The organism is Mucilaginibacter sp. AK015, assembly GCF_014200785.1.
Taxonomy (GTDB): Bacteria; Bacteroidota; Bacteroidia; order Sphingobacteriales; family Sphingobacteriaceae; genus Mucilaginibacter.
Genome location: NZ_JACHCV010000001.1, coordinates 331756 through 355790, shown reverse-complemented (window position 1 = coordinate 355790; position 24035 = coordinate 331756). Strand labels below are relative to the sequence as shown.

The following is a 24035-nucleotide window of genomic DNA, read 5'->3' as shown; positions in this document are numbered from 1 at the left end:
GGTTTGTGCACTAACAGTATTTGTTAAGGCAACACAAACTAAAACAGCCAAACAATACCTGTTTATATAATGTAAACAGTGTTTCATATTAGCTTTTTAAGTAAGTATGGATAAAGTATTACAAGCATCAGCCGCTAAAAATCTCACAAATTAGAAGCTGATGCCGTATTTTTCATCTCAAATACAGCTAATTCAAATAACAGTTACGCCACGACAAGACGCAACTACCCTGAATTACAGGAATTGAGAAATAATAAGTTTGATATATTAATCAACCGATGTGGTTAGGCGGCTTGCCCGGAGACTCGATGTAAGGATGGGATAATTTGTATGAAACAGAAGCGTTGCTTCTTTCAAAGGCATGGGCAAATCTTAAAAACGTGTAACTTGTTTCGGGGGCGTCATAATCAGAAACTCCGGATTGCGCCTTTTTAAGCGGCGCATCCTGCCCCTTCTTGCTTAGCGGAACATCGCTGAAGTTTTTTGCAACAATAATATTGGCATTAAACAGCTTGGTTTTTACACTATTGGCAACGCACACCAAAAACATGGTATCGCGCGTCATTTTAACACCCACGTAGTTATAAAAACCATCCTTTAACTGTATTTGCCCCTGTATACGCTCGTAATCGGGCCAGTCTACTATCCCCGGACTTTTTAGCGGTACTTTTATCTGTACAAGCTGGGTGGCATCAACCTTGTTTTCGTATATCTGCTTTACAATCTGTTCTTCGGAACGGTGGATGAAATATTGGAAGATAAGGCTGTACCCACCCGTGTTAAACAGATGTATGCTAAGCAGGAATAAAGCAAAAAACCTTTTCACCAATCGTAGTATTAGGGATAATACGGTTGTAAATATATGTATTTATTTAATTATCACAAAAATATTACAAAAAAGTATTTTTTGGTTAAAAAACTATAAAACAGCTATTTATGAGGATCAAATACCGCTACCCCCACCCGCGAATCGGCACAGCCATAGTATAAAAACCATTTGCTTTTAAAATAAACCAGGCCTTCCATAAATACGGTACCTGCCGGGTATTGCCCGCTTTTTTCAAAAGCTTCCTGCGGTACAAAAAAAGGCTTATCAAGCCTGCTAATGGCCCGCGTAGGATCAGTGACCGAAAAAAGTACCTGACCGCCGCAATAGGAGTTTGCGGTGTAATGCTTGTCGCCGTAATTGATGTTATTTTTACCATTATACAGCAGTAAAATGCCCTTTGGGGTAATAACAGCCGGCGGGCCGCATTCGGTAAGGTCGCTGTCGAAATAGTTTTTGCGAGGCGATATCAATGCCTTAAGACTGCCGTCGGCATTCATCAACGGCGCCCAGTTCACCAGGTCGGTAGATGTGGCGGCATAAACGCCGGTTTCGCCCCAGTACATCCAGTACTTACCATTAATTTTGGCTATTACCTGTTTTCCGCCGGTTAGTTTCGTAATTATAGAGGCCGATTTACTGGCGATATTAAAAAATTTACCATTATAGGCCTTACGGAATATAGGCCCGTGCTTGGTCCATTTCTTCAGGTCTTTTGAGGTGGCTACGCCCAGGCGGGGCATATCGTGGTTCCATTGTGTGTAAAAAACCACATAAGTGCCGTTGGCGGTCATGGCCACGCGCGGGTCTTCGCAGCCGCCTGTCCATTCAAATTCTTTCTGGCTGTCGTTATCGGGGTATAACACCGGTACCGGCGATCGCTTTACGGAAATGCCATTGGCGCTTTCCGCCAGGCCGAGTCTTGACGTACGCCCCCCTATGCCGGTGCCCGATTTATCTTCGGCGCGGTAAAGAATATATATCTTGCCGTTTTTTATGGTAGCCGCCGGGTTAAAGGTATCGTTAGATTCCCAGTCGGTTTGCTTTTTTCGCATAGGGTCATAAAAGCGGGTGGTAGTATCCGGGCTGATAAGCGGGTTAACATTTGCCGGCCTGATGAACGGCCCGAAAGCCCAGGCCGGCAGTTTATCCGTTTGTGCCGATACTGCGCCGGCCGATAGCACGATATACGCGAGTACACTAATAAATTTGTAAACTTTTTTCATCATAGTTTAGTTAACGGGTGTAAGCCTGGCCAGGTATTGGTCCATGCCATCGTCAAATAAAAACGCTGTAACCCAACCCTCCTGTGCGGCCACTTGTTGTAACGTTTGCTGGTCGATATACAGCCACTTAAACCAATCGGTTTTTTGCCCTTTATACACATACTGGTAAGACAACTCGCCGTAGTAACCTGCTGCAGGTAAATTGCCTTCATACAGGTAAGCAATATCCGACGAGTCGAACATTAACGTTCCCCCCTCGTTCAATATAACTTTGGCATGTTGTAAAAATAAACGTAATTTTTGAATAGTACCGCATAGGCCGATACCGTTCATCAGCAATAATAAGGTATCAAATTTTTCGTCCCGGTAGTCAAAAATATTTCCTGGTACGGCCTGCTTAACGCCGCGCTGCAGCATAATGGTAACTGCCAGTTCGGATATGTCAAGCGCGGTAACCGCTAAGCCGCGTTCCTGTAACAACAGCGTATGGCTGCCTGCACCTGCCCCGATATCCAAAACTTTGCCGCTGCACCGGCTTAAGGCAAGCAACTCCAGGTCGGGCATTTCATTTTCGGTACGGAAATATACGTCCACGGGCATTTCCTCTTTTGCGCCGTAGGTGTTATTTATCCACAGCTTACTCCGGCCGTTACCCTTAAAATGATCAAATAATGCCTGGCCGAATATGTCTTTCAATGTAATTTAATTGTGTTAGCCAAATTAAAGCAATGTAAGGTAAAGCATCAATATCCCACGTTCATTTTTAATATACAGCTACAGGTTGTAAGGATTTTTAAACGCTGTTAAAATACTAATATTTTTAGTATTACTTTTGCTGGCATATTGTAATTATGCTGCACATCAGGAAACAAATTACTAAGAGAGACGTGCTGGGATTTCGCCTGCCGATGCTGACTCATGAAGAGCCCACGCTTGATATTACTGACATTACGGTTATTGACCCGGATAACACCTATTACATGCGTATGGGCAGCGAAGCCATGACGGGATATCAGATAGGCGCCGACCATATCTTGGTGGTCGACCGCTCGTTAAAGCCGGTGCCGGGCAGCATAGTGGTTTTTTTTCATGAAGGAGGATTTTATACCAGGGCGTATCTGCCTGAAAAAAACCGGCTGGTGTTAAAAGGGAACACCGCTGCCGATACGTTCATTATTAGCGATATTGACCAATGGGAATGCTGGGGAGTGGTGTTGTTAACCTTAAACCCCTTATTACAGCCACAACAACGTACAGGGAGGTACATACGTGTTTGCGCATGTTGATATAAATAATTGCTATGTAAGTTGCGAAACGCTATTTCAGCCCCAATTAAAAGGGAAGGTTATTGTTGTATTATCAAACAACGATGGTTGTGTTATAGCACGCAGCAACGAGGCTAAGGCCATAGGGCTAAAAATGGGCGATGCCGAATTTATTGTGCGTAAAACGCTGAAAGATCACGACGCTGTTGTTTTTAGCAGCAATTACCCGCTTTATGCCGATATGAGCGCACGCCTGATGAATAACCTTGCGCGGTATACCTACATGTTGATGGTTTACAGTATAGACGAAGCATTTATGGCCTTTGATAATGTACGCGGCCTTGATTTAGAGCTGCATGCACAAACCATCAGCGAGAACGTGATGCGCAATACGGGCTTATCTATTACCATTGGCGTTGGCCCTACCCTTTCGCTGGCTAAGCTGGCTAATAAAGCCGCTAAAAAGCAGGGTAAAAATTTTCTGGTCTTAAAGGATGAGAAACACATCGGCAAAATTGTAAAGGATTTCCCGATAGAGGATGTGTGGGGTATTGGCAGGGCCTATTATGATAAATTAAAGGAGTTTGGTATAAACACTGCCGAAGACTTCAGGCAACTGAAACCCGATTTTGTGCGTAAGCAAATGACCGTGCAAGGATGGCGTTTGCACCAGGAATTATGGGGCAAACCACGTAATGTGATACGCGACGTGGCCGACCGGTCTAAAGGTATCGAATCGAGCCAAAGCTTTAACACTTACCAAACCATGCTCGAAAAAATAGAAGAAGCGGTGGCCATGCACGCTGCTACCATAGCGCTTAAACTGCGGCAGCAAAAAAGCATGGCGCTTACCTTAACCGTTTATCTGCGTACCAACAAGCATAACGTTAAGCACGATCAGCATTACCCCAGCATTACTGTTAAAGTACCGTTTGCAACTAATAGTACACACGAGCTTACCAAGATTTGTGTACAGGCTATGCGCACCATTTGGCAGCCAAACTATAACTATCTTAAAACAGGCATAAGGGCTACAGGCATTATTCCCGCAGGCGAGGTGCAATACAACATGTTCACCGGGTACGATAATAGCAAAAAGCAGAAACTAAGCGGTATTATAGACGATATCAACGGCCGGTACGGCCGTGGCAGTTTGCGTATAGCTGCCGAAGGTTACGACAAAACATGGAAAATGAAACAAGAGTTTCTGAGCAAGCAATATACCACCAGGTGGCAGGATATTATTGTAACCCGTTAAGTTGTACGAAACATTTTTAATTACTAAAATAATTAGTAAATTTGTCCGTTTTAAATTATATGTGCGGAAGAGTTTTAGTAAGCGAGAATAAAGATATTTTAATTACCGGCCGCGATGGGCGCCAGTTTACGCCTAAGGCTAATAGTACAGGCAATCCGGGCTCTATGCTGCCTGTTGTAACTGATGCTATGCCCGATAAGGTACAGCCGTTCAGGTGGGGATTGCTTACTTTGGATGATGATAAGATCCACAGTAAAAACAAGCATGCGCGTATAGAAACGCTGCATTCTGTTGGCCTGTGGCGGCAGCTACTGGGTAAAAAACACTGTGTTATACGTATACAGGCCTTTTTTGAATATAACAAATCTCACGAAAAACTATACAGGATAGAACGTGCGGATGGAAAACCTTTTTACATAGCCGGGCTTTGGGATATATGGATAGATATACAAACCAATGTGCTTATCCCCACGTTTGCCATGATCACCATGCCGCCCAACCGCGCTATGGCAGCCATACACGACCGTATGCCGGCCATCCTGGAGCGAACCGATATAAAAACCTGGCTTAATAAAAATTACAGCGGCGTTGAGCGGAGCGCTTTTTTGCAAAACAGGCCCTGCCTTGCGGAAACGCTTAAGATCACGGTTGAAAAAGACCATAGCCAGGGCAGCTAAAGTTTAGGGGCCCCTGCCCTGTCTACCTGTTCCGGTTAAAGATATTTGTTAACTTGCCTTAAATTTGCTTAGTTTAACATGAAGCTACACACCATTGATACCGGTTTTTTTAAGCTGGATGGCGGGGCGATGTTTGGGGTTGTACCAAAATCGTTATGGAACAAAACCAACCCCGCCGATGAGAATAACCTTTGCACATGGGCCATGCGCTGCCTGCTGATAGAGGATGGCAACCACCTGATACTGGTTGACACAGGCATCGGCAACAAACAGGATGAAAAGTTTTTCAGTCATTATTACCTGCATGGCGACGCCACAATAGATAGCTCGTTAGCCGCAAAAGGCTTTCATCGCGATGATATAACCGATGTATTCTTAACCCATCTGCATTTCGACCATGTGGGCGGCGCTGTTGTACGTGAGGGCGAAAAGTTATTACCTGCTTTTAAAAACGCTACCTACTGGAGCAACCCGCAGCATTGGGACTGGGCGGTAAATCCAAACGACCGCGAAAAGGCTTCCTTTTTAAAAGAGAACATCCTACCCATACAACAAAGCGGCCAACTGCAATTTATTGATCCGGTAAATGGTATTGCTTTTACAGACGAGATCAGCATACGTTTTGCCTACGGGCACACAGACGCCATGATGCTGCCGCTTATTAACTATAATGGTAAACACATTTTATATATGGCCGACCTGCTGCCTTCTGTCGGGCATTTGCCCCTGCCCTATATCATGGCTTACGACATGTTCCCGCTGAAGACACTTGCAGAACGAAAAGCCTACTGGAACGAAGCTGTTGAAAAAGACTATATCCTATACCTGGAACACGACCCGGTGAACGAGTGCTGCACACTGCAACAAACCGAAAAAGGTATCAGGGTAAAAAACATGTTTAAACTCGATGAAATTTAGCGATTTAACGTTTAGGTAATTTTATTAGTTTGTTATTTGGTAATATTTCCTCACAAAAATTATTCCAAATACCGTTGCTTAAAACTTCTTTCATTTTATAGTAAAATACTGGCATTATTAGCTATAAAATATTATTTTTAGAAACAAATTTGTAACTTTGCACGTTCAATTCTAAATTCAAGAATCGAGGTTAATTAAATAAATGAGACAACTCAAAATAACTCAATCAATTACCAACCGTGAGTCACAGTCCCTCGACAAATATCTACACGAAATTGGTAAAGTTGACCTAATAACTGCCGAAGAAGAAGTAATCTTAGCACAGAAAATTAGAGAAGGCGACCAGGCTGCATTAGAACGCCTGACAAAAACAAACCTTCGTTTTGTGGTATCTGTAGCCAAGCAATATCAAAACCAGGGCCTTACCCTCGGCGACCTTATTAACGAAGGTAACTTAGGCCTTATTAAGGCTGCGAAGCGTTTCGACGAAACTAAAGGTTTCAAATTTATATCATATGCCGTTTGGTGGATCCGCCAATCTATACTACAAGCTATTGCCGAACAAAGCCGTATTGTACGTTTGCCTTTGAACCAGGTAGGGTCGTTAAGCAAGATAAGCAAGGCGTTTTCAAAATTGGAACAGGAGTACGAACGCGAGCCATCGCCGGAGGAACTTGCCGACATGCTGGAAACTACCGTTGATAAAATATCTGATACGCTAAGCAACAGCGGCCGCCACGTGTCTATGGATGCGCCGTTTGTACAGGGCGAAGAAAACACTTTATTAGATGTACTGGAAAACCAGGAACCGAATACCGATTCGATCCTGATCAACGAATCGCTTTCGGAAGAGATCAAACGTTCATTATCGACCTTAACCGAGCGCGAGCGCGAAATTATTGTGCTGTTCTTTGGTTTGGGCAGCAACCATCCTCTATCGCTGGAGGAAATTGGCGAAAAGTTCAATTTAACCCGCGAACGCGTACGACAGATAAAAGATAAAGCCTTACAACGCTTACGCCATACATCGCGCAGCAAGATCCTGAAATCGTATTTAGGATAACAACCATTGCTTGTCAACAAAAATCCCGGTAACATATAGTCACCGGGATTTTTTTATTGGTACCGGGCTACGGATATGGTGTTAATATGTTAGCGTGATAACGTATGAGTTAATTTCAGCCAAAGCCGCAACACATTAAATAGTCTGCGTAAAGCTTACTTTTCAATATCCGGCCACACCAGCCAATGGTCATTCAATTGCTGCGCACCATTCTTTCTATAAAAAGCAAGCGCTGCATTGTTATCGGGCGCGCAATTTACACAAATGCGCGCAGCCCCGTTTTGCTGAAACCATAACATAAGTTGAGTTAATAGCGCCGAGGCTACGCCGGCAAACCGGAATTCCGGCTGTACATCTAACCATTGCAATTCGCCCTGGCAATCGTAACGGCGGGTTAAGTGACCGGCAATCCAGCCGATCAAACTATCCTTATACTCCGACGCAAAAATAACCCGTTTGGGCAGTGCTTGTTGCGGATGATACGTTGCATTAAGGTAGCCGCCAATCCGTTGCAACCAAAAGTACTGGTCGTCAGCAGTATTACCACGAAAGGCAGACAAGGCAGACAAATCATTTACGTCAGCTGTACGTATCTTGATATCTGCCAGATCTATTTCCATAACGATAAATTTAAGGGAACTGACGGTCTTTAAAATGACAAGATTTGCGCTTCGCGATTTTTCCTGAAGCCGCGCCGCTCGGCTGTATAGTAATCTCAAATTTTCGCTTTTTCAAATCGTTATTGATTTACTGTAAACTGTCGATCAAAGCTTTCATCTCTTTGATCTCCTTTTCCTGCGTCGCAATGATACCATCAGCCAGCTTGCGCACCCGCGGGTCGGTGATATGTGCATTCTCGCTGGTCATGATCGCGATGGAATGGTGAGGGATCATGCCTTTCATATATTGCACATCACTGATACCCACCTGCCGGTGCACCCCGGCAAAAGCCAGCCCGAACACTACGATGCCAACAATTATCAATGCCCGGTTTTTCCTTTTATCCGGATACATCATGGGCATCATTACCAGCATGAGTACCGCCATGGCGGCGATCATCATCAGTGTCATATAAAATCGGGTCATATTGATATAGATATGATCCGGCTCGTTCACATTCAAAAACATGATTGCATACATCAGCACGAAAGAAGCGGCCAGCATACGCGCAAACTTTCCGTAATTTCCGTTTTTCATCAGCGTAGTGTTTTAAAAAGAACAGTTGTAAAGGCGTTTTGTTTACAATGGCTATGCCGTTCGCACCACCCTGATTAACGTCAGTGTCCCCGTAATATACCTGATTAGCAAAGAGTTGGATAAAATAAAAAAGGACAAGCCAAAAATAAATTTGACTTGTCCTGTACCGTCGGGATGGCAGGATTCGAACCTGCGGCCTCCACATCCCAAATGTGGCGCGATACCGGGCTACGCTACATCCCGATTGGGATTGCAAAGGTAGCTTTTTTGTGTAGCTGTGCAAACTTTTTTTAAAAGAATTTCGGGGTGATTGTTTAACCAATTCATTTGCATAAACTTATGATTTAAAATATTTGGTTATCTGCCTAAAATGGTGCCGTTAACGCTTAAAATACTACATATGTAGTATTGCTGCGCAATTAAAATGGTTGTTACTTTATTGCAGGCAATGTATTGGTACAAGGTACAATTGCAAAAAAACTTACAGCCCGAAAACTGGCGGGCCGTAAGCGTCAATATCAAAGGTTATACTATTAAAAATAGGGGGAATATAATCGTTTGATAAAAAGCCCTGCATCAGCAAGTGAAGCAGGGCTTTACTATTTTACTTATGTAAATGACTACTTGTTGTTTATCGCGTACTGTATACCACCCAATAAATGTTTTAAATAAAGCGGTTCTGCGTACGATGCATCGGTATGGCCAAGCGCGGTGTAAAACGCCCTGCCACCGTCGTATTGGTGATACCAGCTCATGGGATGATTAGCGCCGTTTTCCCCGCCGGTGTAACTTCCTTCATCTATTTTGATCAGCACTTGCAGGTCGGGAGCTATCCATTTGTAATTGTACCATTCATCTAACCGTTGCCAGGTTGCGGGCAGGTGTTTTGTCGCCGCGAAATCTCGGTTTACTACGTCGAGCTTTGCTTCCTGTTGCTTTGCGGGGTGGCTTTTAAAATAAGCCCCCACCAGGCCCCCATACCACGGCCAATCGTACTCGGTATCGGTAGCGGCGTGCACGCCAACAAAACCGTGCCCGGCCCGTATGTATTGTTCAAAAGCGGCTTGCTGCTCGTTATTCAGCACATCTCCGGTAGTACTCAGGAATATCACGGCAGCATATTGTTTTAGATTATCGGCATTGAACTTTGAGGAATTGGTGGTAGTATCCACATCAAAGTTATTCTCTTTGCCAAGTTTAATGATCGCCGGTATCCCAACCGCTATGGATTCGTGATGAAAACCAGCTGTTTTGCAAAATATAAGCACTTTTGGTTTTGGCCTGGCAATACAGCTGATATTCATTACCATCAGCACTGCTACTAATAAAAAACTATTTCTAAAATTCATATTTCGATAATTAACTAATCGCTGATCACTAACCTTTATTTCTATATATTACCCTTTTTCAGCTCGTCGGCTGCAAAATTCGCCGCCCTTGCGGTTATGGCCATATAAGTTAATGACGGGTTCTGGCATGCCGACGAGGTCATGCAGGCACCATCGGTAACAAATACGTTCTTGGCGTCCCATACCTGGTTATGCTTGTTCAATACCGATGTTTTAGGGTCCCGGCCCATCCGTGCCGTACCCATTTCATGGATGCCATCGCCTACGTTATGCCCGCTGTCGTAGGTGTTTACGTTTTTTACACCGGCTGCCTCCAGCATGGCTTTGGCTTCTTTTACAATATCTATGCGCATCTTCTTTTCATTATCCTTTATCTCGGCATCCATAGCTAATATTGGTAGGCCCCATTTATCCTTCCGGGTTTTATCAAGCGTTATCTTGTTATCGTGATATGGCAGCAACTCGCCAAAACCGCCAATACCTATCCTCCACCCTCCGGGTTCCGATAATTCATCCTTGTATGCACCGCCAATATTCATTTCGGCTATTTCGCGGCTCCAGCCATTGCGGCTTGCCCCACCCTGGTAGCCGAAGCCACGCAGATAGTCGCGCTTATCGTCGCCCACATTGGCAAACCTAACCAGGTAAGGGCCATTAGGCCTGCGGCCAAAGTAGTATTTATCTTCATACCCCTCTACATCACCGCTGGCACCCAGGTTATAATGGTGATCCATGATGTTGTGGCCTAGTTCGCCGCTGCTGCTTCCCAACCCTTCAGGCCATATATCTGTCGCCGAGTTCATGAGCACCCAGGCACTGTTTAGTGCCGAGGCATTAACAAATACAACTTTAGCATAATACTCATAGGTTTTATTGGTTTCGGCATCCAATACCTCAACGCCTTTAGCTTTTTGCGTGTCCTTATCGTACAATATTTTGGTAACGATGGATTGAGGCCTAACCGTTAAGTTACCGGTTTTTAAAGCCGCCGGCAGCGTTGACGATTGCGTGCTGAAATATCCGCCGAACGGGCACCCCTCCCAGCACCTGTTCCTGAACTGGCAGCCTGTACGGTAAGGTATGGCCTTTGTAAGGTTGGCTATACGCCCTATGATCATATGGCGTCCAAACTCTTTTTTTATCCTGGCCGCTACATCACGTTCCACACAATTCAGGTCCATAGGGGGCAAAAACTGTCCATCAGGCAGGTTGGGTATACCTTCAATTGAGCCGCTTATGCCGGCAAATTTTTCAACATGATCATACCATGGTGCAATATCTTTATAGCGTATGGGCCAGTCTATCGCCCAGCCATCTTTCGCGTTTGCTTCAAAGTCAAGGTCGCTCCAGCGGTAGCTTTGGCGCCCCCAAAGGATTGATCGGCCGCCTAACCGGTACGATCGCCACCAGTTAAAAGGCTTTACCTCGGTATAGGGTGCTGCCTGCTCATCGGCCCAGGCATCTATAATAGGTTCGTATGCGCCCCACCCGCGCGATATTACCGGCCGTTCTTTACGCTGCTTTTGCGTAGCGCTCCCGCGATGCTCAAAATCCCAGGGGTTGTATTGCGCGGTTTTATAATCTTTAACATGTTCGTAATTAGCGCCGCGCTCCAGCATAATGGTTTTCAGGCCACGCTCGGTAAGCTCTTTTGCCGCCCATCCCCCGCTTATGCCCGATCCTATTACAATTGCATCGTATGTGTTATCGGCCGTAGCCTTGCCATTAATGTTGGGTACGCTTATTGACATATTTGTAGGTTTATACCGGCTCAGGGCACCGGTTATTGTAATTGGTTTAACAATACTATTAATTAATACCCAATAAATCAATTGTAAATTAAACAATTATATTTCCCTAAAAATGATATTTCAATGCTTTACTTTTGTGTATGCTTCGTATCAGCCAGTTGAATATATACCCGATAAAATCTCTTGGCGGTATAGCCCTCAATAAGGCACAACTTACCGACCGCAGTTTACTGCACGACCGCCGCTGGATGCTGATAGATGATAATAACCGTTTCCTGTCGCAGCGCGAACACGCACAAATGGCCTTATTTACGCCGGAACTGGAAGATGACGGATTAAAGGTTACTTACCTGCCGGATGGGTCATCGCTGCATATTCCCTTTGAACCCTTAAAAACTGACCGTTTGGATGTTACCATTTGGGACGATACCTGCGCCGGACAACTGGTTAGCGACGAAGCCGATGCCTGGTTTTCGGCTAAATTAGATATGGCCGCACGCCTGGTTTATATGCCCGATGAAACACATCGCTCTACCGACCCGAAGTACACCCGACCCGGCTACATCGCAGCGTTTGCCGACGCTTACCCGGCGCTGATCATCGGCCAGGCATCGCTTGACGATCTGAACAGCAGGCTTGCAGAAAAGGTGCCAATGAACCGCTTCAGGCCGAATATAGTATTTGAAGGCGGGGAACCTTACTGCGAGGACCTGATGAACCATATCAGGATCAACGACGTTGATATGTACGGCGTAAAGCTGTGCGCACGCTGTATCATGACCACTATTGACCAGCAAACAGCTATAAAATACAAAGAACCATTAAAAACGCTCGCCGGTTATCGGCGTAAAGGCAACAAAATACTGTTTGGACAAAACCTGGTGTTTAACAGTACGGGCCTTTTACATGTAGGCGACGTAATAAATGTTTTATCGCAACACACGGAAGAACGTTTTTTGCTGGGCAATGCACCTGTGGCGTAGCATCATCCTTGCACCCGCGTATTATTATTAACGATATCTCGCAACGCATTCCCATTAACTCTGGTAGTAATTATGCTTTCTGAGCAGATTTAGCTGTTTTTGACATTTGCATTTAAAATATTTTTCGCTCAAACAGGTTAACTTAAAATTTACTTATTAAAATTGCGTTTTTAACTTTTGTTGGCGCCTGTTATGATTTAGGCGCTTAATTTTACATCTTTACCCAATGTTCAGAGAAATAAAGAACCGGTACCTAAGATACTTTACTATACTTATTTATTTCATTATCATCTTTTTTTGCGCCATCGAATTAAACTTTCTGTGGCTGTTTGGCTATTCGCCCGATATGAGCGATATCAAAACGCCTACCATGTCGCTTTCATCAGAAGTTTACACCGCGGATGGTAAGCTCATCGGTCGTTTTTACAAAGAGAACCGTTCGCCTGTTGAATATAAAAGCATTTCCCCTAACCTGATAAACGCCCTTGTTTATACCGAAGACGCGCGTTTTTATAAACATGGGGGCGTAGATTTTGTGGGCTTTATGGGTAGCCTGGTATCAACCGCAAAAGGCGACAGGCGCGGCGGCAGTACCATTACGCAGCAACTGGCGAAAAACCTTTTCAATACACGCAAGCGTAAATCACAGGGGATTATAAGGCACATCCCATTAATACGCACCATAGTTTTTAAGTGTAAAGAGTGGCTTACCGCTTTTAAAATTGAGCACCTGTACAACAAGCAACAAATACTTACGCTGTATCTTAATACCGTTCCGTTTGGCAATAACTCGTTCGGGATAAAAACGGCTACCTTAAAATATTTTAACAAAACGCCCGATGCGGTTAACCCCGCCGAAGCGGCTACGCTCATAGGGATGTTAAAGGCCACATCAACCTATAATCCGCGTGTTTACCCGCAGCGCTCGTTAGAACGCCGCAACGTGGTACTTGGCCAGATGGAGAAATACGGTTACCTGAAAAAGGCCGATTACGATAAATACAGCCGGATGCCGTTGAACCTGGATCTGAGCTATGTAGACCGTACCGGGCAAAGCGACTCGTACATCCGCCGCGCCGTAGAAAAATGGCTCGACAAATGGTGCAAGGATAATGATTATGACCTGTACGAAGACGGGCTAAAAATATACACCACAATCGACTCGAAACTGCAGCAATATGCCGAGGAAGCCGTTGCTCAGAAAATGAAGATGCTGCAAAAACGCTTTAATAACCTTTGGGGCAACAAAAATCCGTGGAGGGACAGTAAAGGCGTTGAGATCAAAGACTTTTTATTGAAAGCCGAGCAAAGGCTCCCTATTTATAAGCTTCTTAGTAAAAAATACAACGGCGACACCACAGAGATAAAAAAATACTTCGAGAAAAAGAAACACATGACCGTTTTTACCTGGAACGGCGACAAGGACACCACTTTTTCAAGTATCGACTCTATAAAATATTATGCAAAACTATTAAATACAGGCATGATGACCATGGAGCCATCTACCGGTAAAATAAAAGTTTGGGTTGGAGGCATCGATTATAAATACTTTAATTACGACCACGTAAACCAGGCAAAACGCCAGGCAGGTTCAACGTTTAAACCGTTTGCTTACGTTACCGCTTTAGATAACGGTTTTACCCCTTGTGATAAGTTTACCGATAAGCCGGTAACCATTAAATATAAAGATAATGGCAAGGATGATGTGTGGCAGCCAAATAACGCCGATTTTCATTTTTCGTACCGCGATATGTCGTTACGCTGGGCGATGGGAAAATCTGTAAACTCGATAACCGCCCAACTTACAGAACATGTGGGATGGGACAAAATTGTGGACTATGCGCACAAAATAGGCATCGAAAGTCCGTTAAAATCGGTGCCATCGGTATCGTTGGGCTCAAACGACGTATCGGTTTTTGAGATGGTGAGGGCTTACAGCACTTTCCTGAACAAGGGCGAAAAAGTAGACCCATTGCTGGTAACAAAAATAACGGATCAGAAAGGCGACGTTTTACAAGAGTTTAAACTAAAGGCCGAACGCGTTCTGAGCGAAGAGACAGCGTGGTTAATGTTATATATGTTCCGTGGCGGTATGGAAGAACCGGGTGGCACATCGCAGGCACTATGGGAATACCCCGACCTTTGGAAAAAGAACAACCAGATTGGGGGTAAAACCGGCACATCAAGCGATTATGTTGATGGCTGGTATATGGGCATCACCAAAGACCTGGTAACCGGCGTTTGGGTAGGCTGCGATGACCGGAGCGTACATTTTACCACATCAGAAACAGGCGAAGGCTCGCACACCGCATTGCCTATTTTTGGCGCTTTTATGGAAAAGGTTTACACAGACCCTAAATCCGGTTATACATACGGGCCTTTCCCGAAGCCGTGGGTTAAGATAACTAAGGAATATATTTGCCCGTCGCCGGTGATAAGGGAGGACACAACCAGTACCGATAGCCTGATGGAAACCCCGATGGATACTACAAGCGCGCCGGCAACTGTACCGCCCCCCGCCGAAAACCCTGAGGGCGCCCCGCCGGCAACAAATAATTAGGCAACCGGCCTTGTTTAAGGCACGTATTTAGTATAAATTAGCACTATTGCATAATACGCTGTATATGAATAAACGCTTACCTTATAAGTTATCTATAAAGTACCCTTTTATATTATTGTGCCTTACCGTTGCCCTGCTGTTTAGCCAGCAGGCAAAAGCCCAGTACTTCGGCCAAAACAAGGTGCGTTATAAAAACCTTAAATTCAAGGTTTATAAAACTCCGCACTTCGAGATCTATTATTACCTGAAAAACGACAGCCTGATAAAGCGCTTTGCACAGGAAAGCGAGTTATGGTATACGCTGCACCAGCAAGTGTTCCGCGATACGTTTAACAAGCCTAATCCCATAATATTATATGCCAATCACCCCGATTTCCAGCAAACTACCGCTATCGACGGGGAAATTAGTGTTGGTACAGGCGGTATTACCGAAGGTTTAAAGAACCGCGTGGTAATGCCCATAATGGAAACAAACCAAACAACCCGGCATGTACTGGGGCACGAGTTGGTGCATGCCTTTCAATACCACACATTGCTCGGTCACGATTCGTCGAACTTTGAAAATATAGGTAACCTGCCGCTATGGATGATAGAGGGTATGGCGGAATACCTGTCGTTAGGTAAAAAAGATGCGTATACAGCTATGTGGATGCGCGATGCGTATCTGAACCACGATATCCCCACCGTACGCGCGCTTACCGAGAGCAATAAATACTTTCCATACCGGTATGGCGAAGCCTTTTGGTCATTTTTAGGTTCTACTTATGGCGATACCATTATTGTGCCTTTCTTTAAAAACACGGCGCGGTTTGGCCTGGAGTACGGTATAAGGCGAACCTTTGGTTATGACGACAAAACCCTTTCAAGGCTATGGCAAAATTCTATCGAAAATACCTATAAGCCTTTTTTAAAAGATACCGTACAAACGCCGGTGGGTAACCGTATTATTGATGCCAAAACAGGCGGCGATCTTACCGTTGCCCCATCCGTAAGTCCCGATGGCAAATACCTTGCGTTCCTGTCATCAAAAAGCCTTTTCAGTATTGATCTTTATTTATCTGACGCTAAAACCGGCAGGATCATAAAACGCCTGACCAGTAAGGTATCCAACACACACATTGATGAATTTAACTTTATAGAGTCGGCGGGCACGTGGTCGCCCGATAGTAAAAAATTCGCGTTCAGCGTGTTCAGCAAAGGGCGCAACCGCATGTTGGTTGTTAATGTACCGGATGGCAGTATTGCAAACGATGTTTCTATGGGCAAGGCAGGCCAATTCAGTAACTTGTCGTGGTCTCCGGATGGCAAAAACGTGGCTTTTCAGGGATTATCTGAAGGGCAGTCGGATCTGTACATGTATAATTTCGACTCAAAGAAAGTTACTCAACTTACCAACGATAAATATTCTGATTACCAGCCAAATTTTTCAAGGGACGGTAAACGTATCATTTTCTCGAGCGACAGGGCCACTTATGATACAAAACTCTCGCAGGATATTACTTTTGATTTAGCCGAGCTGGATATAGCTACCGGCAAAGTAACCGATATCAAGGTATTCGACGGGGCTAATAACCTAAACCCGCAGTACTCTTCAGATGGCACACAGGTTTACTTCCTGTCAAACAAAGATGGTTTCAGAAACATGTACCGCTATACCTTGGCAAGCGGTAAGGTTGAGCAGTTAACAGATCTGTTCACGGGCATTTGCGGTATCACGGAATATTCGCCGGCGTTGAGTCTTTCTGCTAACGACGATGTGGTTTACTCGTATTACCGTGCCCAAAAGTATGCCATTTATAACGCTAAGGTATCTGATTTTAAACCCGTTGTGGTTAATGGCGGCAATACAGATTTTACAGCAGCAATGCTCCCCCCTATTCGTGCGGTTGGCGTCGACCTAATCAACAGCAACCTGAATAATTACCTGGCGTATAGTAAAATACCGCTCGATTCCATACGCGCCATACCATACAAACCCAAGTTTAAGTTAGATTATCTGGCCAGTAACGGCATCGGGGCTTCGGTAGGTTCATACGGCACCGGGCTGTCAAGCGGGATCCAAGGCGTATTCAGCGATATACTGGGGCGTAACCAAATTTATGCGGGGCTTGCGGTAAACGGTGAAATATATGATTTTGGCGGGCAGGTGGTTTATATCAACCAGCAGGGCCGGTGGAATTTTGGCGTGGGGTTATCGCATATTCCGTACCAGTCGGGTACATACGGATATGGCTTTACTACTATCGACTTTGGCGGCCAGCCCACGCCGGTTTATGAAGAGAAAACAGATATCATCCGTACGTTTGAAGATCAGCTGCAGGCGTTTGCTTCGTACCCCATGTCCAGAACATTACGTGCGGAGATTGGCACTTCGGCCTCGCGCTATTCATACCGTGTAGACCGGTACAGCACCTATTACAGCTATGCCACTCTTGAGGATGAATTTGGGAATCAGCAGCTTTACCTGGGCAATGCTATCGACTTTAAAAAACATAAGATATCGCGTGAGCAATTCCGCAGCGAATACGGCCAGGACCTGAAGCCCTTTGCTATATATGGCCTGAGCACCGCGCTGGTGGGCGACGATTCGTACTTCGGCATAGCCGCGCCGCTTAACGGGCATCGTTTTCGTATAGAAGCCGAGTACAATTTTGGTACTTATCACTTTTTTGCCCCTACAATTGACCTGAGAAAATACGTAAGGACCGCGCCGGTAACATTTGCTGCAAGGTTGTATGGCTATGGCAGGCTGGGCGGGGATGCAAGCGCGCTATATCCACTATATGTGGGCTATCCATTTCTTATCCGCGGGTACGAAGCCCAAACATTTTACAACTCGCAAACGGCTACTACCAACAACTTTACCATCGACCAATTGTCAGGCAGCCGTATAGCGGTGGCCAACTTCGAGGTGCGCCTGCCATTTACCGGGCCCGAAAAGTTGGCAGTGATCAAGTCGAAGTTTTTATTTACCGACCTTAACCTGTTTTTTGATGCCGGACTTGCGTGGAACCAGGGCGACCAGGTGAAGTTTAAACTAAACCCGGATATTGTAGGTTATAACAATTTTACAGATCAGGCAGGTAATGCTGTTCAATACCCGGTATATAACCGTGTGCCGGCGTTAAGCGCAGGCATATCGTTAAGGGTAAATGTTTTTGGCGCGTTTGTACTTGAGCCCTATTACGCTTTTCCGTTCAACCGATCGGATGTTAAAAAGCCTGTATTTGGCTTAACCTTTGCACCGGGCTGGTAGGATTCCTTCAGTTGGCAATATACGGTTTGCAGTTCTGAGTTTACCGTTTGCATTAAAGGATAGCAACAGCTAACTGCCTGCTGCAAACTGGCAACTATCTACTGCAAAGCGGCGACCGCAAACCGCTAACTGTTTATATTCGTAATTAAAGTATTATGAAAAGATCGATATTGGCGATACTGATAATTAGCCTGGTTACAGCTTTTGGTTGCGATAACTTAAACGGACAAAACAAAACCGTGGCCGAAAAGGGACGGCTTAGCAAACCGGCCGCAGAGTGGAAAAAGAAACTAACGGCAAATCAATACGAAATAATGGTAAATCGTGGCACCGAGCCACCTTTTAATAACGCATATTATAACAACCATCAAAAAGGTGTGTATGTAAGTGCAGCTACTGGCGAAGTGCTGTTTACCTCGGCCGATAAATTTGACAGTGGCACCGGCTGGCCAAGTTTTGTAAAACCGGCAGATACCGGCAAGATAGCAATAGTGCATGATAGCAGCTTCGGCATGAGCCGCGATGAGGTTGTCGAAAAAAGTACAGGCCTGCACCTGGGACACGTGTTTAACGACGGCCCTGCCGACAGAGGCGGCAAACGATACTGTATGAATTCGGGCGCCTTGATATTTATTAAAAAGTAACCGCCCTGCGCGCCCCTTGTATTGATGGCCTGCCATAAGTGGGCCTTAACCCTCACACCACATTCGTAATTTAACCCTGCGGTTAGGTCAACCCAATCCGGGTTTACCGGGCGTATCATTTTTTCTTTTTGAGGACGGGTGTAAGTGCTCACCATTTTAAAGCGCTCCATGGCCTGCTCTTCGGTATTTATCTCTTCAAAATAAACCAAACGGTTAAGTTGCTGGGCGCTATCAAAAAATAACGTCGGCATTTCGCTGTAAAACTTTAAAGTTTTAAGCAGATCGGTACACATACCAACATGTAAATTCTTCCTGTTTCTGTCTGTGATTATATAAACGAACCTCTTCATTTGATAAAAAAATTTGCTGTTTAAAAAATAATTACTAATTTTATGAGCATAAAAATACTAACTATTTTAGCAATTCCAAATTTTTATGTCGAAAATTTCACAAAATATTAAGTTCCTTAGAAAAAAGAAAGGGCTAACCCAGCAGCAATTTGCCGACCAGGTTGGCATAAAGCGTTCATTAGTAGGCGCATACGAGGAAGAGCGGGCCGAACCCAAATATGAACTACTAAAACAATTAGCAATATTTTTTGACGTATCAATTGACGACTTTATCAACGAAACCATCGATGAAAAGTGGGCGCCAAAGCCAAAAGGTAATCCCGCGAACCTGAGGATATTAAGTATATCGGTAGATAAGGACGATAACGAGAACATAGAAATGGTGCCGCTAAAGGCAAGCGCCGGCTACCTAAATGGGTATGCTGACCCTGAATACGTATCGCAATTGCCAAAACTATACCTGCCTATGTTTAAGCAGGGCACTTATCGGGGTTTCGAGATAAAAGGCGATTCGATGTTACCGCTGCAATCGGGCACTATTATAATAGGCGAATATCAGGAGAACTGGGCCGATGTAAAAGTGGGCGAAACGTATGTTTTTATTACAAAAAACGATGGCGTAGTTTATAAACGCGCGGGTAATAAATATAAAGAGAACCGGAACCTGAAACTGATATCAGATAACCCGGTTTATGAGCCATACGAAGTAAGCGCTGAAGATGTGCTTGAAGTTTGGAAGGCCAAAGCCTATATATCTACCCACATGCCAATGCCATCGCCCGAGCCTACTATGGAAAGCCTTACCAGCATGATGGCGCAGATGCAACGATCAATAGCTAACCTTAACAATAAGGATGTTAATTAATTACGGCAACAATTAAGTTACATAGTATGGGGTTAAACTATTCACCGTTATCTTTATCATAACAACATTAAATTAAAAAACTAAAAAACCAGACTATGAAAAAGATCATGATGATCTGCTTGTTCCTTGTGGGGATATCAGCAGTTAGCTTCGCGCAGGGCCGCCAAAGAATGAGCACTGCCGACAGGGTTAAAGCAATGAAGGAAAGCCTGAAACTTACAGACGACCAGGCGGCAAAGATCACCGTTATTTACGATGCGCAAATGAAATCGATAGACAGCTTGCGTAACGCCGGTGGTGATATGAGGACACAAATGCGCCCTATGATGCAGGCTACCATGGATAAAGTTAAAGCCGTTTTAACTACCGAGCAGGCAGCTGCATGGCAGAAAGAAATGGACGAAAGACGCGCCCAAAGACAAAATGGCGGCGGTGGCCGGTAATCAAAAACATTATTGATAATAAAAGGAGCGGCTATAAGCCGCTTTTTTTATTTTAGCAGAAAATTGTAAGCGTGGCATCATCCGAAAAATATATACAAAGTAAGCTTGATGAACGCAAATTGCAGGGCAACTACCGCGCACTGAGCCCCGAAAGTGGTCTTATTGATTTTTGCTCGAACGATTATCTTGGTTTTGCCCGGTCAACTGTTTTAAAAGATAATATCCGGCGAGAAACAGCAAGCCATCCGCAAAGCTTAAATGGAGCAACGGGCTCGCGCCTTATCTCGGGCAATTCTGCTTATACCGAAGAACTGGAAACGCAAATAGCCGCTTTTCATCAGGCGGAAACCGGGTTAATGTTTAATTCGGGTTATGATGCTAATGTGGGTTTGTTCTCATCGTTACCGCAAAAAGGCGACACCATTATATGCGATGAATTGGTACATGCATCTATCATAGATGGTGCGCGGCTAAGTTATGCCAACCGCTACATCTTTCGCCATAATGATCTGGAAAGCCTGGAGGGGAAATTAAAGAACGCAAAAGGCATTTGTTACGTGGTGATAGAAAGCGTTTACTCGATGGATGGCGACACCCCTCCTATTGCAGAAATTTTGCAGCTTACACAACAATATGGCGGGCATTTAATTGTAGATGAAGCACACGCGGTCGGCTTATATGCCGCCGGTTTGGTAAGTCATTTAAATTTACAGGATAAGGTTTTTGCCCGTTTGGTAACGTTTGGTAAAGCTTTGGGCTGCCACGGGGCTATTGTTTTAGGTAGTGATATGCTGCGCGAATATCTGATCAATTTTGCCCGGTCGTTCATTTATACTACCGCAGCGCCGTTTCACCAGCTTGCAGCCATAAAAGCGGCTTACAGTTTATTAAAAACCTCGTCGGCAGATATTGCGCAGCTTCACGCAAACATCGGCTTGTTTAAAATGAACCTCTGCGTAAACAATGCCTACCCGCTGTTACACAGCGATAGCGCTATACAATGCCTGATTTTAGGTGACAACCACAAAGCCAAATACGCGGCAATTCAATTGCAAAACGCAGGTTTAGATGTACGCGCGATATTAAGTCCTACCGTAGCGCAGGGCAGCGAGAGGATAAGGATCTGCATCCACGCGTATAACACCTCAGAAGAAATCAGTCTGCTCACATCCACTATCAACAACATCATCCATGAAATATAAACCCTTATTTGTAACCGGTATCGGCACAGATATAGGCAAAACGCTGATATCGGCCATATTGGTTGAAAAATTAAAATGCGACTACTGGAAGCCCATACAATCCGGCGATCTGGACAATTCCGACTCGATGAAGGTGCAGCGGTTGATATCAAACAGCGTATCGGTATTTCACCCGGAAGCATACCGGCTTACCCAACCTTATTCGCCGCATAAATCGGCCGCGCTGGATGGAATTGAGATAGATGAAAAAACAATAATACCTCCAAAAACCGATAACCAATTATTAATAGAAGGCGCAGGCGGACTGATGGTGCCACTCAACGACCATTTCCTGATCATCGACCTGATACAACAGCTACAAGCCGAGGTAATACTGGTGTCTAAAAACTACCTGGGCAGCATTAACCATACCATGTTATCTGTTGAGGCGTTAAAACAGCGTGGCATCCCCATTAAAGGCATCATTTTCAATGGAGAAGAAAATGCATCTACCGAGGATTATATTACGGCATATACACAAATAAAGCATTTAGGCCGGGTGCCGCCGCTGGCAAGCGTTAATAAAAGTACAATTGCTGATGCGGGTAAATATATTTCGTTGTAATTTGCAGCCGATTTCCAATCCAACGGAACGCCAACCAATTATATCAAATGAAGAATATCACCGTAATAGGCTCGGGTACTATGGGCAATGGCATTGCGCATACATTTGCGCAAAATGGATTTAATGTATCGCTTGTAGATATCAGCGAAAACGCGCTGCAAAAAGCCCTGCAAACTATAGCAGGCAACCTGGATCGCCAGATAAAAAAGGGCAGCATTGACGAGGCCGTCAAAACATCGACCTTAAATAATATAAAAACCTACACAAATGTAAAGGATGGCGCCGCCGATGCCGACCTGGTTGTGGAAGCTGCTACAGAGAACCGCGAGATAAAGCTGAACCTTTTTAAGCAGCTCAGCGAGGTTTGCAAAACCGATGTGATACTGGCATCAAATACATCTTCTATTTCCATTACCGAAATTGCATCGGTAACCGCTAAACCGGCCAATGTAATAGGTATGCATTTTATGAACCCTGTGCCGGTTATGAAACTGGTTGAGGTGATCAGGGGTTATGCTACTACGGATGAAGTAACCAATACCATAATGGAACTGTCGCGCAAACTGGGTAAAGACCCGGTTGAAGTGAACGATTACCCGGGTTTTGTGGCCAACCGCATATTAATGCCGATGATAAACGAAGCCATTTATACCTTGTTTGAAGGTGTTGCCGGCGTACACGAAATAGATACCGTAATGAAACTGGGTATGGCCCACCCTATGGGGCCGCTGCAACTGGCAGATTTTATAGGGTTGGATGTTTGCCTGGCAATATTAAAAGTACTGCATACCGGTTTCGGCAACCCTAAGTATGCGCCTTGCCCGTTATTGGTAAATATGGTAACTGCGGGCCACCTGGGCGTAAAAAGCGGTAGCGGGTTTTATAAATATACACCGGGAAGTAAAGATTTGGTGGTGGCAGATAAATTTGGCCCCCCTGCCCCCTGAAGGGGAGTTTTTGACAAGCTTAAACGGTTTGTTATGCCGAACGTAGTGAAGCATCCAATCGCCGACATGCATATCGGTGATGTACAATTCGATAATAGATCTTTCATTATCGTTCAGGATGAGAAGATATAAATGAACTAATATGGAAAACAACGCTAACGACCGCACAGTAACATCTATAAGGCTATTTGATACAACTGCTGAAAAGATGTTTGATGCGTGGACGGATCCTGAAAAGCTGGCTAAATGGTGGGGACCAAAAGGATTCAGCAATACGTTTCACGAATTTAACCCTGTACCGGGCGGTAACTGGAAATTTACCATGCATAGCCCTAACGGTGCCGACTACCCAAATGAAAGCGTATTTGTAGAAGTCGGCCCCAACAGGATCATTTTAAACCATGTGAACGCACCGATTTTTAAGCTCACTGCCACGTTTGAGCCTGTGGACAACCAAACCAGCCTTATTTTTGAACAGGAGTTTGAAACAACAGATCTTTTTGAAAAGGTAAAACATATTTGTATCCCCGCCAACGAAGAGAATTTTGACAGGCTGGAAGCTGTGTTGGGGTTGAGATAATATTCTTTTTTGTCGTGCTGAAATTAATGTGGCATCTATCAGTTTGACAGAACCGCTCCCCGCTCCCTACT

Annotated in this window: 22 protein-coding genes and 1 tRNA gene; 15 read left to right on the top strand and 8 right to left on the bottom strand. The window is 44.7% G+C overall.

Annotated features, from left to right (window positions below; genetic code table 11):
* Positions 1–271: 271 nt before the first annotated feature.
* From HDC91_RS01480 to HDC91_RS01470, 3 genes are all read right to left on the bottom strand, one after another.
* Positions 272–826: a hypothetical protein gene (locus tag HDC91_RS01480; protein ID WP_183547841.1), complete on the bottom strand. Its 555-nt coding sequence runs from the start codon at positions 824–826 to the stop codon at positions 272–274.
* 104 nt (positions 827–930) lie between these two features.
* Positions 931–2055, bottom strand: coding sequence for a glycoside hydrolase family 130 protein (locus HDC91_RS01475; protein WP_183547840.1), 1125 nt, complete (start codon positions 2053–2055; stop codon positions 931–933).
* 3 nt (positions 2056–2058) lie between these two features.
* Complete coding sequence (locus HDC91_RS01470) at positions 2059–2748, bottom strand: bifunctional 2-polyprenyl-6-hydroxyphenol methylase/3-demethylubiquinol 3-O-methyltransferase UbiG (protein ID WP_183547839.1); 690 nt, start codon at positions 2746–2748, stop codon at positions 2059–2061.
* A 155-nt stretch (positions 2749–2903) separates the two neighbouring features.
* Between HDC91_RS01470 and HDC91_RS01465 the strand changes: the two genes are divergently transcribed.
* From HDC91_RS01465 to HDC91_RS01445, 5 genes are all read left to right on the top strand, one after another.
* On the top strand, positions 2904–3338 hold the full coding sequence (locus HDC91_RS01465; RefSeq protein WP_183547838.1) for a LexA family transcriptional regulator: 435 nt from the start codon (positions 2904–2906) through the stop codon (positions 3336–3338).
* Positions 3322–4575: a Y-family DNA polymerase gene (locus HDC91_RS20120; protein WP_183547836.1), complete on the top strand. Its 1254-nt coding sequence runs from the start codon at positions 3322–3324 to the stop codon at positions 4573–4575. The genes HDC91_RS01465 and HDC91_RS20120 overlap by 17 nt, the downstream gene beginning before the upstream one ends.
* A 59-nt stretch (positions 4576–4634) precedes the next feature.
* Positions 4635–5252 carry an SOS response-associated peptidase gene (locus HDC91_RS01455; protein WP_183547834.1) on the top strand — a complete coding sequence of 206 codons (618 nt, stop codon included), beginning with the start codon at positions 4635–4637 and terminating at the stop codon, positions 5250–5252.
* A 78-nt stretch (positions 5253–5330) separates the two neighbouring features.
* A complete protein-coding gene (locus HDC91_RS01450) occupies positions 5331–6170 on the top strand; it encodes an MBL fold metallo-hydrolase (protein WP_183547832.1) in 840 nt (279 codons plus the stop codon).
* A gap of 202 nt (positions 6171–6372) precedes the next feature.
* Complete coding sequence (locus HDC91_RS01445) at positions 6373–7233, top strand: RNA polymerase sigma factor RpoD/SigA (RefSeq protein WP_129875191.1); 861 nt, start codon at positions 6373–6375, stop codon at positions 7231–7233.
* A 155-nt stretch (positions 7234–7388) separates the two neighbouring features.
* Here HDC91_RS01445 and HDC91_RS01440 read toward each other — a convergent pair whose 3' ends face one another.
* From HDC91_RS01440 to HDC91_RS01420, 5 genes are all read right to left on the bottom strand, one after another.
* Entirely contained in the window at positions 7389–7853 is a 465-nt protein-coding gene (locus HDC91_RS01440) for an N-acetyltransferase (protein WP_183547830.1), read from the bottom strand.
* A 127-nt stretch (positions 7854–7980) separates the two neighbouring features.
* Positions 7981–8430: a DUF305 domain-containing protein gene (locus tag HDC91_RS01435; RefSeq protein ID WP_183547828.1), complete on the bottom strand. Its 450-nt coding sequence runs from the start codon at positions 8428–8430 to the stop codon at positions 7981–7983.
* A 169-nt stretch (positions 8431–8599) separates the two neighbouring features.
* Positions 8600–8673 (bottom strand) — tRNA-Pro (locus HDC91_RS01430).
* A gap of 377 nt (positions 8674–9050) precedes the next feature.
* On the bottom strand, positions 9051–9779 hold the full coding sequence (locus tag HDC91_RS01425) for a ThuA domain-containing protein (RefSeq protein ID WP_183547826.1): 729 nt from the start codon (positions 9777–9779) through the stop codon (positions 9051–9053).
* 41 nt (positions 9780–9820) lie between these two features.
* A complete protein-coding gene (locus tag HDC91_RS01420) occupies positions 9821–11530 on the bottom strand; it encodes a GMC oxidoreductase (RefSeq protein WP_183547824.1) in 1710 nt (569 codons plus the stop codon).
* Positions 11531–11670: 140 nt separating this feature from the next.
* Here HDC91_RS01420 and HDC91_RS01415 point away from each other — a divergent pair, with 140 nt between their 5' ends.
* The 10 genes from HDC91_RS01415 to HDC91_RS01370 all read left to right on the top strand — a co-directional run bounded on the left by HDC91_RS01415 (position 11671) and on the right by HDC91_RS01370 (position 23964).
* Entirely contained in the window at positions 11671–12513 is an 843-nt protein-coding gene (locus tag HDC91_RS01415) for an MOSC domain-containing protein (RefSeq protein WP_183547822.1), read from the top strand.
* Between the two features lie 226 nt (positions 12514–12739).
* The gene (locus tag HDC91_RS01410; RefSeq protein WP_183547820.1) at positions 12740–15073 is read left to right on the top strand and encodes a penicillin-binding protein 1A; all 2334 of its coding nucleotides are present in this window, start codon (positions 12740–12742) and stop codon (positions 15071–15073) included.
* 64 nt (positions 15074–15137) lie between these two features.
* Entirely contained in the window at positions 15138–18329 is a 3192-nt protein-coding gene (locus tag HDC91_RS01405; protein ID WP_183547818.1) for a basic secretory protein-like protein, read from the top strand.
* Positions 18330–18484: 155 nt separating this feature from the next.
* The gene (gene msrB / locus HDC91_RS01400) at positions 18485–18973 is read left to right on the top strand and encodes a peptide-methionine (R)-S-oxide reductase MsrB (RefSeq protein ID WP_183547816.1); all 489 of its coding nucleotides are present in this window, start codon (positions 18485–18487) and stop codon (positions 18971–18973) included.
* Positions 18974–19408: 435 nt separating this feature from the next.
* Positions 19409–20188, top strand: coding sequence for a LexA family transcriptional regulator (locus HDC91_RS01395; protein ID WP_183547814.1), 780 nt, complete (start codon positions 19409–19411; stop codon positions 20186–20188).
* A 95-nt stretch (positions 20189–20283) separates the two neighbouring features.
* Positions 20284–20631 carry a Spy/CpxP family protein refolding chaperone gene (locus tag HDC91_RS01390; protein ID WP_183547812.1) on the top strand — a complete coding sequence of 116 codons (348 nt, stop codon included), beginning with the start codon at positions 20284–20286 and terminating at the stop codon, positions 20629–20631.
* Positions 20632–20702: 71 nt separating this feature from the next.
* Complete coding sequence (locus HDC91_RS01385; RefSeq protein WP_183547810.1) at positions 20703–21833, top strand: 8-amino-7-oxononanoate synthase; 1131 nt, start codon at positions 20703–20705, stop codon at positions 21831–21833.
* On the top strand, positions 21823–22437 hold the full coding sequence (bioD, locus tag HDC91_RS01380) for a dethiobiotin synthase (protein ID WP_183547808.1): 615 nt from the start codon (positions 21823–21825) through the stop codon (positions 22435–22437). The genes HDC91_RS01385 and bioD overlap by 11 nt, the downstream gene beginning before the upstream one ends.
* A 47-nt stretch (positions 22438–22484) precedes the next feature.
* Positions 22485–23384: a 3-hydroxybutyryl-CoA dehydrogenase gene (locus HDC91_RS01375; protein WP_183547806.1), complete on the top strand. Its 900-nt coding sequence runs from the start codon at positions 22485–22487 to the stop codon at positions 23382–23384.
* A gap of 142 nt (positions 23385–23526) precedes the next feature.
* Complete coding sequence (locus HDC91_RS01370) at positions 23527–23964, top strand: SRPBCC domain-containing protein (protein WP_183547804.1); 438 nt, start codon at positions 23527–23529, stop codon at positions 23962–23964.
* Positions 23965–24035 lie beyond the last annotated feature (71 nt).